Genomic DNA, 14,368 nt, shown 5'->3' with positions numbered 1-14,368 from the left:
CCGTCTAATAGCTAAAGTCAGATAAATCTGACTAGAAAATCATCTATGTGATCATCTTAACAGAATGTGTCGCCATTCTCTATACCCCCATCCCCTTACAAGGGGATGGGTTGGGGGTGGGGTCAAACCTCATCCCACCATCTGCGCAGGGCGATATTAAAGGCGATCGCCTCAGTACAGATGCAATCATCCCCCAACCATAATTAGGTTTTAGGAGAATACATACAAGTGAAGCCCCTATAAATCAGTTATGAACTGGTTAAAAGTTAACAGTCAACCGTTAACCGTCAACAGTATCATTCGATTTATGCTACTCTAAAGTAGTAAAGATAAAATTACCATTTGGTAATATTATGCAATCTGAAAAAATTTCCATTTCTTTACCATCCTCTTTATTGCAGTTTATTGAAAATAGGACTTACGCATTGACAAAAAATATGATCTATGATATCTAGATCATGCGATCGCTATTAAGATTAGCAAAAATATGCTCACGTACAACTAAAGTAAACAGATTCCGTTGTATTTCATACCAATTGCTAATTATTTTTTCAGAGCGCATAAACTCCAACTTAACAAAAGCTTGAAGTGAACAAAAGATGTGAGTCTTAATTGCATGAGTATCCCTAACCATGAACCGACAAATTCCACATACTTGTTTTATGGCTCGATGAAAGGTTTCAATTCCCCAATGAGTATCATGAATTGTCATAAATTCATTTCTAGTTATATCCTCGATTCTTTCCTCATCTGGAAGATACAAAATATAGTGTCTAGAGTCTTCTTTTTTAAAGTCTTTCCTAAACAACTTTATAAATCCAAATTCTTTCAGATGAGTCCTTAATCCTTCTTCGGGAATAGCCAGAGTGCTTACTTGACAATACTTGTGTGGCTCATTTGAAACAGTTCTATTTTTTTCAATTCCGAAGAGAAAACCCAATTTCTGGTTTTTTAGGAATTTCAAATTTTCTACTCCTGAATACCAACTATCACCTGTTACAATTCTGGGTTTGACTCCCCAGCTTATTATTTCACTTACCATTTCTCTAAAATAATCGTTTTTTGTTTTTCCCTCCTTTTTATCATATATTCTGTAATTTATTGGCACTGAATTACCATGAATATCACTGTAATATAGAGTGATTAAATTTAAGCCAATAATTGTTTTATGGGCTTTACCTGACCAAAAATAACCGATTAATTCAGCATTTTTGGGGTCGCTGTAAATCTTTTCTATCACTGTATCATCTACACTTAGTATTCCTCCTACCAAGTTAATAACTTTTTCTATAATGTTGAATAAATCTTTCGGTTCATATCGCTCTCTCAATAAAAAGCGATTCACACTATCATGTGAAACGTCTCCTAATATCTCTGCTAACCTACTGCACCCCCCAAACTTTGGCTCTGACAGTAAAAATAAGGTGTATAGGTCTAGATTGCATTGCGCTGTGGATGGTTTCGTGATTTTTCTAATTGTCTGATACCTAGCAAGTAGACGACCTATATTTATCAATTCACTATTTTGTTATTCTGTCAATGCGTAACTCCTACTAATAATAATGCTTCTACTACGGTAACGATTTTACCCATTACATCTAATACCAGTCGTATATATCCTTTTGAGGTTTTATTAAATCCAGAAGATTCGGGTTTATCTAAACCTTCTAAGGTGCAAGCGCAACAAATTCGGACAATTTCTAAACAGCGCATTTTAGGAGATGTGGTAGGGTATTTAAGTCAAGAGTTGATAGATTTGGTCAATGATGCTATGAAGTTACATTTAGGGTTGCAGTAGCAGATAGTCAAATTATTCCCGTCTCACTTTGTGATTTTGCTGAATTTGATGTAATAATTCTTGAAGCAAAGCCTCTACATAACTATGACATCTACCCAAAATATTTGCCTGCTCTACCTCCTGCCATTTTTTAGTTCCATCGAACTCACGTTAATACAAGTCAAATACAAATACTTGATACTTTCCAATATAAAAATCACAATAGTTAATAACTGTTAATAAATTGACCATGACTACAGAATCCCCTATTAATTCTACTTCTCAGCCTCAAACCACCTCCGGAACCAGGGTGAGAAACTTCTTAATTGCCATAGTAGCGATCGCCCTGAGTGTAGCCTTAATATTGGGATTGAAAACCCAGACAACCTCCGTTTCTTTAGCAGACCTAGATAAAGCATCAACTCCCTTAGAAATGGCTACCAGCAACGGTAAACCCTCAATAGTCGAATTTTACGCTAACTGGTGTACTGTCTGCCAAAAAATGGCTCCTGATGTTGCCCAACTCAAACAACAATATGGCGACAAAGTAAACTTTGTCATGTTGAATGTAGATAATAACAAGTGGCTCCCAGAGATGCTCAAATATCGAGTAGATGGTATTCCCCACTTTGTCTTTTTAGGTGCAGATGGGGAAACCATCGCCCAAAGCATTGGAGATCAACCCCGTACAGTCATGGCCAGTAACTTAGAAGCCTTAGTTACCGGGTCATCTTTACCCTATGGGCAAACTAGCGGGGAGGTGTCCCAATTTCGCGCCCCAGTAGCACCGGTGAATAATCAAGATGACCCCCGCAGTCATGGGAGTCAGGTAATTAACTCAGGCTCACTGTAGGCGGATAGATACGCTACCCCCATGGGCTGGTAAACCTTCAGTTTCTGCTAGAGTTACAGCGGCCTTACCTATTTTTTGCAGTGCTTCTTGATTACACTCTAAATAGGTAATTCGCTTGAGAAAGTCATAGACACTCAAACCGGAGGCAAAACGGGCTGACCGGGCGGTGGGAAGTACGTGGTTAGGTCCGCCTAGGTAATCCCCAATGGCTTCTGGGGTGTAACGTCCTAAAAACATACTCCCCGCAGATTTAATCTGATCAGCAAATCCTTGGGGGTTATCTATGCACAGTTCCACGTGTTCGGGAGCTAACTGATTTAATATTGGTATACTCTCGGTGAGGTCTTCTACTAAAATCACCGCGCCATGTTTTTGCCAACTGGCGGTTGCTACTTCTTTGGTAGGGAGATGGGTAAGAATTTGCTCAATGGATTGTATCACATTTTCGGCAAACTGGGCAGAATCAGTAATTAAAATTGACTGGGCGCTGGGGTCGTGTTCTGCTTGGGAAAGTAAATCCCAAGCTATCCATTCTGGGTTATTTTGGCTATCTGCTACCACCAAAATTTCCGATGGTCCAGCTACACTGTCAATACCCACAGTTCCAAATACCTGCCGTTTGGCTTCGGCAACATAGGCGTTACCCGGACCGACAATTTTATCTACAGGGGTAATAGTTTCTGTACCATAGGCTAAAGCGGCGATCGCCTGGGCTCCCCCTATACTATAAATTTCCGTCACCCCGGCAATTTGGGCTGCTGCGAGTACTGCCGGGTTAATCGCACCCCCTGGCATAGGTACTGCCATGACAATCCTATCCACACCGGCTATTTTAGCAGGTAGGGCATTCATCAGTACAGAACTCGGATAACTGGCTCGTCCTCCGGGGACATAGATACCCACCTGGGAGAGGGAAACCCAATTTAATCCTAGTTTGACTCCTGCTGTGTCGGTGTAACCAATATTTTGGGGGAGTTGTTTTTGGTGAAAAGACCCGATTCTGTCGGCTGCTAGTTGGAGAGATTCCTTGACATTTTGCGGACATTGTGCTGCTTGCTCCGAGATAAAATCGGCGCTTAAATGCAAGGATGGGGGAGTATAATGATCAAAGCGGCTGGTATATTCTTGAACTGCCGCATCGCCGCGCACTTTCACATCAGCGAGAATATTTTTAACTGTACCACTAACATCAACCGTTGCTTCCCGGCGATCGCTCACCAGTGCTTTAAATCTAACGGAAAAATCTGTATCGGTTGTTTTAAGTAGCTGCATAGACTATATCTCTGGATGAATGCGGGTTTTGCCGTAATTTAATTTTACTTAAATCTTGCCGGACTGCATAACCATGACTTTCTAGCTTTGAGCAGATGTTTACATTCGTGAGTTAGTTTTAGCTAGAGTAGAACCAGGATAACTAGCAACCAGACGACCTTGGTAGACAAATCGCCTATATACAATCACTCTACCCAAATGCCGAAATCATCAAAGATATCGGCAGTGGAATCAACTTTAAAAGAAAAGGACTGCAAACCTTACTGGACAGACTTATGCGCCCAGATAAGCTCACGCTTGTTGTTGCCTGTCGTGACAGACTCGCAAGGTTTGGATTCGAGCTTATTGAGTACATGGTCAAGCAAAACGGTGGACGAATCGTGGTTCTCGACAACACTGTACATTCCCCAGAGTCAGAACTTACCTCGGATCTTCTCTCCATCCTCCACGTCTTCTCTTGTCGGATGCACGGACTCAGGAAGTACAGTAAAAAAATCAAGGAAGATCCGGATCTTCCTCACAACCGAGCAGAAGCAGATCGTTAAACAGTGGTTTGGTGTGTCCAGGTTTGTTTACAACACCACCGTCAAACTGCTGCAAGACACTAGCATCAAAGCTAACTGGAAAGCGATTAAGACTGACATATTGAACGGACTACCAGAATGGAGTAAATCAGTCCCTTATCAAATTAAATCAATCGCCATCAAAGATGCTTGTAAGTCTATCAGCAATGCCAAGAAAAAGTTTAAAACCGGTGGTGGTGTTAGCAAGATTAGATTTAGGTCAAGAAAAGACACTGTACAATCTTGCTACATTCCCAAATCTGCCGTAAAAGACTTGGGGATTTACCATACTATATTAGGTAAGGTAACCTTCAAAGAAGCCTTACCACAAAGCTTTGGCGACTGTCGTTTAGTATTTGCCTACCGTGATTACTATTTGACAGTTCCAGAGGACGTGCTACAACAGAAGTCCGATAACCAAGGACGTGTTGTAGCACTTGACCCCGGTATCAGAACATTTATCACCTTCTTTTCTGAATCTAGTTTTGGTGAAATTGGCACATCTGCTAATTTGCAAATACAAAAGCTGTGTTTTCGTTTGGATAAGTTAATTTCTAAATTCACTAAAGCCAAGTGCAAACAAAGAAGAAGGATGAAACTTGCCGCCAGTAGACTGCGGGGTAAAATCAAAAACCTTGTAGACGAATTGCACAAGAAAACTGCTCGATTTTTGGTTGATAACTTTGACATTATTTTACTGCCAACCTTTGAAACATCCCAAATGTCTCAGAAGGCGAAACGAAGAATTAGGTCAAAGTCAGTGCGTCAAATGTTAACACTCTCTCACTACCGATTTAAGCAGTTTCTCAAGCACAAGGCTTTTGAGACTAATAAAGTGGTGATGGATGTGAACGAAGCGTACACATCAAAAACAGTCAGTTGGACTGGTGAAATCATCCCCAACCTTGGTGGTGCTAAATTCGTTAAGTCTCCATCTGACGGGCTGGTAATGAGCCGGGATATAAATGGTGCGCGAGGGATTTTCCTACGTGCATTGGTTGATACGCCCTCTCTTAAAGAGTGTATTTGTTAGTGAATATTAGCAAAAAAGTATCGGAACAGGTTAGCCAAACCGAATTATTTCCCATTGTGGGGATGGGTGCTTCTGCGGGAGGATTGGAGGCATTCCGGGAATTACTGAGCCATTTACCTACTGATACCGGTATGGCCTTCGTTTTGGTTCAGCATCTGAGTCCCCATCAAAAAAGTTTATTGACGGAAATTCTTTCTCGCGCCACCCAAATGCCTGTGCTAGAAGTATTGGATGGCATGATTGTAGAACCAAATCATGTGTATGTTATTCCACCTAACGCCATGATGACCATTAATCAGGGGGTGCTGAAACTAAGTCCGCGAGCCAAGACTCATGGATTTTCCATGACAGTTGATACTTTCTTTATTTCCCTAGCAGAAGACCGGGGTAACAAAGCCATTGGCGTTGTATTGTCCGGGGGTGACTGCGACGGCACACAGGGGTCAGAAACCATCAAAGCAGCGGGTGGAATCACTTTTGCTCAGTGTGAAGAATCGGCAAAAGTGAATACCATGCCGAATACAGCTGTGGCTTCTGGATATGTGGATTTTATTTTGACACCAAGACAAATTGCCGAAGAATTAGCCAATATCAGTCGTCATCCTTACGTTAATCATCCCACCTCAGTCAAAGCCATAGATAATACAATACATGAAACCGGAGATGCCCTGTCCACCATCTTCACTCTGCTGCTAAATGCGACAAAAGTGGACTTTAGCCATTACAAGAAAACAACCTTAAAGCGGCGCATCATGCGGCGGATGCTTTTATATAAATTAGATAGGCTAGAAGATTACGTCTGTTATCTCCAACAGAACCCCGCAGAAGTTAACGCTTTATATCAAGATATACTAATCACTGTTACTAGTTTCTTCCGTGATCCTGAAGCCTTTGAAGCCTTAAAAACCGAAGTTTTTCCCATTATTACTAAAGATAGAACCCCAAACTCACCCATCCGCATTTGGGTAGCAGGTTGTTCTACAGGTGAAGAGGCTTACTCTATTGCTATCTGCTTGCTAGAGTTTTTAAGTAATAAGGTAATTAATATTTCTATCCAGATTTTTGCCACTGATGTAAATGAATCAGTAATTGAAAAAGCTCGCAACGGTATTTATAAAAAAAATCAAGTAGTAGATATTTCACCAGAACGCCTACAGCGTTTCTTTATACCGGTGGAGGGCGGTTATCAAATTAGTAAGCCAGTGCGGGAAGTGTGTGTTTTTGCCAGACACAACCTCATTAGCGACCCCCCATTTTCCCGGTTGGATTTAATTACCTGTCGGAATGTGCTAATTTATTTGGGTGGCGCCGTACAAAAAAAGTTGCTGCCTATTTTCCACTACGGTTTGAATTCCAATGGTTTTCTGATGTTAGGCACATCGGAAACAGTAGGTGAGTTCACCCATTTGTTTGGTTTGGTTGATAGAAAGTATAAGATATACTCCCGAAAAATCACTCCGAATCCATTGGGCATTGATCTGATCAGAAACAACTATCCTTTAGAAACTCCCAACACCCAGCCAGCAGTGAGTTCAGACGCATGGAATGACATAGAATTATACAAAGCAGCTGACCGGATTGTCTTAAATGAATACGCTCCTGTGGGTGTGATTATTAACGAAGATTGGGAAATTTTGCAATTCCGGGGATACACCAGTCCTTATCTGCAACCTCCACCAGGTAGACCCAATTTTAACTTAATCAAGATGGCGAAAGACGAATTACGGTTAGAATTACGCACCGCTATTCATCAAGCCAAAAACCGACAGGTACCCGTGAATAAGTCAGGTATACTTACAGATAATCAGCAAGTCAAGCAGATAAGAATTGATGTTGTACCATTTAAACCAGCTGCGGCTAGAGAATGGTACTTTTTAGTTTTATTTACAGATATAACCTCTTCAACAGCTGTTTCACAGATAGTTAAGGCTCCTGGACAGTCTAGGCGAGGCAAGCCCAACAATCAAGAGCAGGAGATTAACCGACTCCAACAGGAGTTAAGCGCCAATAAAGAGTATTTGCAATCAATTATTGAGGAGCAGCAAGCCACTAATCAAGATTTACGAGCCGCTAACGAAGAAATTATTTCTAGCAACGAAGAATTACAAAGCACCAATGAGGAATTAGAAACGGCTAAGGAGGAAATTCAAGCCACCAATGAAGAACTAAATACCATTAATGAGGAACTGCAACGGCGTAATATTGAGTCCACCCAAGTCACTAACGATAGTGGGATATTCCCCAGTTGCGATCGCTTTTAGAAGCAATACTTCCCTATGAGAACCAGTTTCAAGGTCTGGAAGTTGAACACAACTTTGAGAACATTGGCAAGAAAATCATGCGGCTCAATGGCCGGAAAATGAAACTACTAGATAATCGGGAAATGATTCTCTTAGTGATTGAGGATATCACTGAGCAAAAGCAATTGGAAGCAGAACGCACACGACTTTTGGCGCAAGAACAGTCAGCTCGCAATGCGGCGGAAGCAGCCAACCGTGCCAAAGATGAGTTTTTATCAATTCTCTCCCACGAACTGCGCAACCCACTCAATTCTATGCTGGGTTGGGCCAAGCTATTACAGAAAAAGGAACTTGATCAAGCTAAAATTGATCAGGGCTTGGTAGCCATTGAACGCAGCGCCCAAGCCCAAGCCCATCTGATTACGGATTTGTTAGACATCTCCCGCATTAGTGCAGGTAGGTTGCGGATGGATACCCAACCGCTGAATCTAGTTTCCGTGATTGAATCTGCTCTTGAGGTTGTCCATTTCTCAGCAGAAGCCAAAAAGATTGCCATTGAATCCAGGCTAGCCCCTCCACCTAGGAGTATGCTGGGTGATCCCACTCGCTTACAGCAGGTCTTTTGGAATTTACTCTCTAACGCTATTAAATTTACCCCAGTGGGGGGCAGGATTACCATCACACTAGATTACAGTGATTTTGCAGCTCAGATTCAAGTGAGTGATACGGGTCAAGGCATTAGTGCTGATTTTCTGCCCTACATCTTTGACCGATTCCGTCAAGCAGATGGGAGCAGAAGCCGCTCTAACCAAGGATTGGGACTGGGTCTGGCCATTGTCCGCTATTTGGTAGAACTCCACGGCGGGACTATTGAAGCCCAGAGTCAGGGTGAAGGTCAAGGAGCAACTTTTACTGTCAGGCTACCTCTGTTAGATGACCAGCAACGTCAATCTTTGCCCACACCTACAGACTCGGGGTCTGTTGCAGATGTAGCCCAAATGCCAATTAATAACTTCCCACATCTAGAAGGTTTGCGGGTACTAATGGTAGATGATCAAGCAGATATACGGGAGTTATTTAAAATAGTGCTAGAAGAGTATGGAGTTGAGATGACGGGAGTAGAATCAGCAAAAGCAGCTCTATCAACACTGAAGGCAAACCCCGGTGGGTATGATGTACTCCTATCTGACATCGGTTTACCAGAAGAGGATGGTTATGCTTTAATTCGTCAGGTGAGGGAGTTGAGTCCTGAAGCCGGGGGGGAAATTCCCGCCGCCGCGCTCACCGCCTATGCTGAAGATGTAGACCATACAGAAGCTTTAGCGGCAGGATATCAGATGCACGCCGCTAAACCCATTCCACCGGATCAATTATTATCTATAGTCGCTACCTTAGCTCGGAGATGATATGACTTTGACATTTCCCCTGGTTGAAACACAGGGGATTCTAAACTGATGTTGCTACGCAGGCCCAAGCCATGCTACGCAACGTTTACAATATGATTTACTTAATCTATTAAATAAATTATATTGTTTTGGGACTGTCAAAACTCCCCTACCCACCTTGGCTAAGGTTATACTTAGCTGTGTGGCTACTTAAGTGGCATCTTTTGGGTTTTTCACCATATTTATGGATGCTTGTTCTATTTTAACTACACAAAAATGCTTTGTAAATGCCTGTCAAAGCTTTTTGTGTTAAGGACCCGACAGGATAAATCCTGTTGAGTCACGTTTCATCCCCTCGCTAAAGCGTAGGGGTTCTCACGCTCCCACTATATTTTGATATGACTATAGAACGAGTCCCCCAAATACACTATCCTCAAGCTGATCTTGTCCGGCGAGGAATGTCCTTGGGGTTGGATTTCTTGGGAGTCTGGTTAGTTAGTTCCATATTGGGAAGCGGTCAAGTTGGTATCCAGGTACTGCAAATTCTCGTTTTTGTCTGCTTCTGGGTAATTTTGCGGGTGGTAGTAGTTTACAACAATCAAGGACAAAGTTTAGGGCGTTGGGCTTTTGACCTGAAAGTACTAGAAGTTAGCAATGGAGAAATTACCGGTAGAGTTCCTACCATGCGATCGCTCCTACAGAGAGAAGCTATAATCGGCACTGGTGCGCTTTTGGTGTCCATTGCCCTGAGTAATATCATAGCTAATCCCACAGCTATACTACTATTACTTCCCTTAGCAATTGACTGTGGGGCCGCTTTATCTGACAATCAGATGCAGCAAGCTCTCCATGATCGCTATGGGGGAACTGTGATAGTTTCTTCCCGCCGCGGCTACTCCTTAGATATTAAAATTAAGCGATTAGCTGAGAAAATGCGCCGAAGTGTGATAAGATAGTAATTTGTGTTAATTCTCTTCAGGCTTGACTGTTTGTTAAGATTATGGCTAAGAGTAAAGGTGCCCGCATAATAGTTACACTCGAATGTACTGAGTGTCGTAGTAACCCAGATAAGCGGTCGGCAGGTGTTTCCAGATATACTAGCACCAAGAACCGTCGCAACACGACTAACCGGTTAGAACTGAAAAAGTTCTGTACCCATTGTAACAAACATACTGTTCATAAGGAAATTAAGTAAAGATGAGTTATTATCGTCGTCGCCTGTCTCCCATTAAGCCAGGAGAACCAATCGATTATAAAGATGTTGATTTGTTGCGCAAGTTTATTACCGAACGCGGTAAAATATTACCACGTCGGATTACAGGGCTAACCTGTAAGCAACAGCGAGACTTGACAGTGGCAATTAAACGGGCGCGGATTGTGGCTTTATTGCCATTTGTCAATGCAGAAGGTTAAAAATAAGTCATGAGTTATGAGTGATGAGTCAAGAATCAAAACTCCTAACTCAGAACTTGAAACTATTAAAAATGTTCACCAAAAAATAGCGAGAGTTGTGGAGAAGGGTACGCTAGTTGAATTTAGGTTTCAAGGCGATCGCCGTTTGGGTGTGGTAGAGCGCCCAGACGGTAAAACCCGTTGGTTTGTGATCGACGAACGTGGTCAGTCCCACAGCCTCGCCCCAAGACAAATTAGTTATATAGTTAACGGACAAACCTATAATTCCTCGGATATAGAGAGTTTTCAAGGGCAAGTTCAACCTTACATAGATCCCTCTAGTTTGGAAGTAGCTTGGGAATTACTGGTAGAAGATGGGGAAACAGTTACACCTACCCAAATGGCCAATCTGCTGTTTTCCGAATCAGAACCAGCTGCTTGTTATGCCGCCCATTGTTTGTTATCAGAAGATAAACTGTATTTCAAGCAAAAAGGAGAGGTTTATGAACCAAGAACAGCCCTTCAGGTCGCAGAACTTAAACACCAGATCGAAGTTAAGGAACTCAAAGCCAGGGGACAACAGGAATTTTTGGCTCGTGTAGAGCAAGCTCTCCGGGGAGAAACAGTAGATTGGCAACGTCATGACCGCCAGCGATTAGAAGCACTGGAAAAATACGCATCTCTGCTGGCGGATGTTGTGCGGTTAGGAGTAAATTATGACAACCTAGCCCGCTCATATCCTCCGCCCGCCCCAGTGTTGGAAACAATGAATATGCTGGGTCGTACCGCTAACCCCCCAGGAGCCTTGCAATTATTAATAGATTTAGGTTGGTGGGGTGCTCATGAAAACCTGTTTGTGCGCCGTTCCGCAATTCCGGTTCAGTTTCCTAGTAAGGTATTAGAAGTGGCGCAACAACGTTTAGATTTCCCCCCCACCGACTTAGATACAAATCGCCTAGATTTGTCTAGTTTAAAAGTATATACAATCGACGACGAAAGCACGACGGAAATAGACGATGGTTTAAGTTGGGAGTTACTTTCAGAAGGGCGGGAACGATTGTGGGTACATATTGCTGACCCCACCCGGTGGTTAGCGCCGGAAGATGAATTAGACCTGGAAGCCAGAAAACGGGGAAGTACGGTTTATTTGCCCACGGGTATGATTCCTATGTTCCCGGAATTATTGGCAACTGGCCCCATGAGCTTGGTACAAGGGAAAATGTGCTGCGCTTTGAGCTTTGGGGTGGTACTAGATGAAACAGGGGCAGTAAAAGATTATACTATTCACCCTAGCTTGATTAAACCCACTTATCGCCTCACCTACCAAGATGTAGATGAAATGCTAGAATTGGGTGTGCAAGCAGAACCAGAAATAGAGGCGATCGCCAACTGGGCAAAACGGCGCAAATCTTGGCGGTATAATCAAGGAGCCATCAGCATCAGTATGCCCGAGGCTATGATCAAAGTCAAAAATGATCAGATTGACATTGATATTTTAGATGATTCCTCATCCCGGCAGTTAGTAGCAGAAATGATGATTTTGGCTGGTGAAGTAGCCGCTCATTACGGTCAGGTTAATAATATACCTTTGCCATTTCGTGGTCAACCACAACCGGAATTACCTCCAGAGGAGGAACTACTCTTACTCCCCGCCGGGTTTGTCCGCGCCTGCGCCATGCGCCGCTGTATGCCCAAAAGTGAAATGAGTATTACCCCTGTACGTCATGCTGGTTTGGGTTTAAATACCTACACTCAAGCAACCTCTCCCATCCGGCGCTACAGTGACTTATTGACTCACTTTCAACTCAAAGCCCATTTACGCGGTGAAGTTCCGCCTTTTTCCGCCGAACAACTCAAAGAAGTAATGATGATAGTCACATCTACCACCCAAGAAGTGACAATGGTAGAACGACAAACTAATAGATATTGGGCTTTAGAATATTTGCGCCGTCATCCAGATAAAGTGTGGGATGTGACAGTGTTAATGTGGCTACGAGAAGACAGCAATTTAGGACTGATTTTGTTAGAGGATTTGGGCTTACAGTTCCCCATGTTCTTTAAACGTTCCATCGCCTTAGGTGAACAGCTGTTAGTCAAAGTTGCTCACGCCGACCCGCAAAAAGATATGATTCAGTTTCAAGAAATCATCTATCAAGAAAGTCAGTCAGCATCAAATTAACTTGTGTGAGTCCTGGGGAAAATGCTCGGTAATGTAGAGACTGGCTATGGTGACTCTCTACATTACCTGGGGAGATATCTCCTAACTAGCCACGGCCTGGGCTTTTTTCTCTACTAATACATAAGGTTCCTCTTTCCCTTGTGCTAAATAGACCGCCAACTGACTTTCTATCTGGTCGCGGACAATTTGGCGATACTCTAGAAAATGCTCGTTGTGGGCACACGCGGAGATATAGTGTTCTAAAACTCCCGGATTACGTTTGAGGATACTAAATAAATGATGCCAGAATTTCCAACGAGTTTCCCGTTTAATCCCTTGTCGCCAAATGACAATGAGTAGCGCTTTCACAACTACCCATTCTGGCATTTTACTGGGGGCTTTCCACTTGGGTACACCCATCATCAAGAAACAGCGATAAGTCCGGTCTAAGTATTTAATCGGGTCATATAAAGTACAAAATGCCTCAATATATTCCCTGGCAATATCTTCCAGAGGACGGGTAGGGATGAAATTCATTAATGTGGTTTGGTTGATGTTACCATCTTGATTTTCCCGTAGTCGTCCTTCTTTTGTGAGACGATGCCACAATGCTGTATTGGGTAGCGCTTGTAACATTGCGAAGGTGGTGGAAGGAATTGCCGCCTGTTCCGCAAATCTGACAATGCGATCGCCTGCGCCGGCTTTTTCGCCATCAAAGCCGATAATAAACCCAGCCATAGGGCGCAATCCAGCCTTAATAATAGTTTGCACAGCATCAGCTAGGGAACTGCGGGTATTTTGAAACTTCTTAGTTAATTGCAGACTATCCTCATCTGGGGTTTCAATCCCCAAGAACACCGCCGAGAAACCAGACTCCACCATCAACTCCAGCATTTCTGGATCTTGTGCCAAATCCACAGAAGCCTCAGTGTCAAAGCGGAAGGGATACTGATGTTCAGCCATCCAGACTTTCAACTCTTTGAGTAATAATTTCACATTGCGCTTATTACCGATAAAGTTATCATCTACCATAAACACACCCCGTCGCCACCCCAATCTATAGAGGTAATCCAACTCTGCTAATAGTTGGGCTGGGGTTTTCGTGCGGGGTTTGCGGCCATAGAGTACAATAATGTCACAGAATTCGCACTGGAAGGGACACCCACGGGAAAACTGCACCGACATCATATCGTAGGCATCCAATTCTAGTAAATCAAACCGCGGGATGGGCGTAGTGGTGACATCTGGCTTTTCTGTAGCGCGGAAAACCCCAGAAGTTTCACCCCGTTGAATAGCATCAATAAACATGGGTAGGGTGATTTCCCCTTCATCGAGAATCAGAAAATCAGCGCCGACATTTTGCACTTCGTGGGGTACAGAAGTGGGATAAGGACCACCCACAGCCACTAACTTACCACGTTGTTTTGCTTCTTGAATTTGCCCTAATAAATCTTGCTTTTGGACAATCATAGCCGAGAAAATTACTAAATCCGCCCAATCCCATTCTGCTTCTGTCACCGGGCGAATATTGCGATCAACTAGCTTAAACTCCCATTCCTGCGGTAAAATTGCCGCCACCGTGACTAAACCCAAAGGTGGTAATAAAACTTTGCGATCAACTAATGCCAAGATTTTTTCGTATGACCAAAAGGTTTTGGGAAATATTGGATATACCAGTAAGATTCGCATATAGTA

General features: G+C 43.0%; 12 protein-coding genes and 1 pseudogene. 10 read left to right on the top strand and 3 right to left on the bottom strand.

The window, feature by feature from the left end; translation table 11 throughout:
* Nucleotides 1-47: 47 nt before the first annotated feature.
* Nucleotides 48-203 (top strand): hypothetical protein, encoded by a 156-nt coding sequence (locus IM676_RS01660; RefSeq protein ID WP_200988690.1) that lies wholly within the window; start codon nt 48-50, stop codon nt 201-203.
* A 248-nt stretch (nt 204-451) separates the two neighbouring features.
* On the opposite strand, the gene IM676_RS01655 is transcribed toward IM676_RS01660, so the two are convergent.
* Complete coding sequence (locus tag IM676_RS01655; protein WP_200990017.1) at nt 452-1,477, bottom strand: IS701 family transposase; 1,026 nt, start codon at nt 1,475-1,477, stop codon at nt 452-454.
* Nucleotides 1,478-1,525: 48 nt separating this feature from the next.
* Here IM676_RS01655 and IM676_RS01650 point away from each other — a divergent pair, with 48 nt between their 5' ends.
* Together IM676_RS01650 and IM676_RS01645 are read left to right on the top strand one after the other, a co-directional pair.
* A complete protein-coding gene (locus IM676_RS01650; protein ID WP_225880427.1) occupies nt 1,526-1,798 on the top strand; it encodes a type II toxin-antitoxin system PemK/MazF family toxin in 273 nt (90 codons plus the stop codon).
* Nucleotides 1,799-2,027: 229 nt separating this feature from the next.
* Nucleotides 2,028-2,630 carry a thioredoxin family protein gene (locus tag IM676_RS01645; RefSeq protein WP_200988689.1) on the top strand — a complete coding sequence of 201 codons (603 nt, stop codon included), beginning with the start codon at nt 2,028-2,030 and terminating at the stop codon, nt 2,628-2,630.
* Here IM676_RS01645 and hisD read toward each other — a convergent pair.
* Nucleotides 2,622-3,902 (bottom strand): histidinol dehydrogenase, encoded by a 1,281-nt coding sequence (gene hisD, locus IM676_RS01640; protein ID WP_200988688.1) that lies wholly within the window; start codon nt 3,900-3,902, stop codon nt 2,622-2,624. The two genes, IM676_RS01645 and hisD, sit on opposite strands and share 9 nt — an antisense overlap.
* Before the next feature lie 170 nt (nt 3,903-4,072).
* On the opposite strand from hisD, the gene IM676_RS01635 reads away from it, so the two are divergent.
* The 7 genes and pseudogenes from IM676_RS01635 to IM676_RS01605 all read left to right on the top strand — a co-directional run bounded on the left by IM676_RS01635 (nt 4,073) and on the right by IM676_RS01605 (nt 12,694).
* Complete coding sequence (locus tag IM676_RS01635) at nt 4,073-4,447, top strand: IS607 family transposase (RefSeq protein WP_225880491.1); 375 nt, start codon at nt 4,073-4,075, stop codon at nt 4,445-4,447.
* Complete coding sequence (locus IM676_RS01630) at nt 4,332-5,498, top strand: RNA-guided endonuclease InsQ/TnpB family protein (protein WP_225880490.1); 1,167 nt, start codon at nt 4,332-4,334, stop codon at nt 5,496-5,498. The genes IM676_RS01635 and IM676_RS01630 overlap by 116 nt, the downstream gene beginning before the upstream one ends.
* 62 nt (nt 5,499-5,560) lie before the next feature.
* Nucleotides 5,561-9,144, top strand: a pseudogene (locus tag IM676_RS01625) (chemotaxis protein CheB).
* Nucleotides 9,145-9,521: 377 nt separating this feature from the next.
* Nucleotides 9,522-10,079 carry an RDD family protein gene (locus IM676_RS01620; RefSeq protein ID WP_200988687.1) on the top strand — a complete coding sequence of 186 codons (558 nt, stop codon included), beginning with the start codon at nt 9,522-9,524 and terminating at the stop codon, nt 10,077-10,079.
* 44 nt (nt 10,080-10,123) lie between these two features.
* Nucleotides 10,124-10,318 (top strand): 50S ribosomal protein L33, encoded by a 195-nt coding sequence (gene rpmG / locus IM676_RS01615; protein ID WP_200988686.1) that lies wholly within the window; start codon nt 10,124-10,126, stop codon nt 10,316-10,318.
* Nucleotides 10,319-10,320: 2 nt separating this feature from the next.
* A complete protein-coding gene (gene rpsR / locus IM676_RS01610) occupies nt 10,321-10,536 on the top strand; it encodes a 30S ribosomal protein S18 (protein ID WP_200988685.1) in 216 nt (71 codons plus the stop codon).
* Between the two features lie 97 nt (nt 10,537-10,633).
* Nucleotides 10,634-12,694 carry a ribonuclease catalytic domain-containing protein gene (locus IM676_RS01605; RefSeq protein ID WP_200990037.1) on the top strand — a complete coding sequence of 687 codons (2,061 nt, stop codon included), beginning with the start codon at nt 10,634-10,636 and terminating at the stop codon, nt 12,692-12,694.
* Between the two features lie 81 nt (nt 12,695-12,775).
* On the opposite strand, the gene IM676_RS01600 is transcribed toward IM676_RS01605, so the two are convergent.
* A complete protein-coding gene (locus IM676_RS01600) occupies nt 12,776-14,362 on the bottom strand; it encodes a B12-binding domain-containing radical SAM protein (protein WP_200988684.1) in 1,587 nt (528 codons plus the stop codon).
* Nucleotides 14,363-14,368: the final 6 nt, after the last annotated feature.

Origin of the sequence: Anabaenopsis elenkinii CCIBt3563, from assembly GCF_015245355.1 — a bacterium.
Lineage (GTDB): Bacteria > Cyanobacteriota > Cyanobacteriia > Cyanobacteriales > Nostocaceae > Anabaenopsis > Anabaenopsis elenkinii.
The sequence above is the reverse complement of the archived record's forward strand: the minus strand, read 5'-3'. Positions and strand labels throughout refer to the sequence as shown.

What these genes read in the sequence shown, in the direction of transcription:
- IM676_RS01600 (WP_200988684.1), bottom strand. Translation starts at nt 14,362, where the DNA reads ATGCGAATCTTACTGGTATATCCAATATTTCCCAAAACCTTTTGGTCA.
- rpsR (WP_200988685.1), top strand. Translation starts at nt 10,321, where the DNA reads ATGAGTTATTATCGTCGTCGCCTGTCTCCCATTAAGCCAGGAGAACCA.
- hisD (WP_200988688.1), bottom strand. Translation starts at nt 3,902, where the DNA reads ATGCAGCTACTTAAAACAACCGATACAGATTTTTCCGTTAGATTTAAA.
- rpmG (WP_200988686.1), top strand. Translation starts at nt 10,124, where the DNA reads ATGGCTAAGAGTAAAGGTGCCCGCATAATAGTTACACTCGAATGTACT.
- IM676_RS01620 (WP_200988687.1), top strand. Translation starts at nt 9,522, where the DNA reads ATGACTATAGAACGAGTCCCCCAAATACACTATCCTCAAGCTGATCTT.
- IM676_RS01645 (WP_200988689.1), top strand. Translation starts at nt 2,028, where the DNA reads ATGACTACAGAATCCCCTATTAATTCTACTTCTCAGCCTCAAACCACC.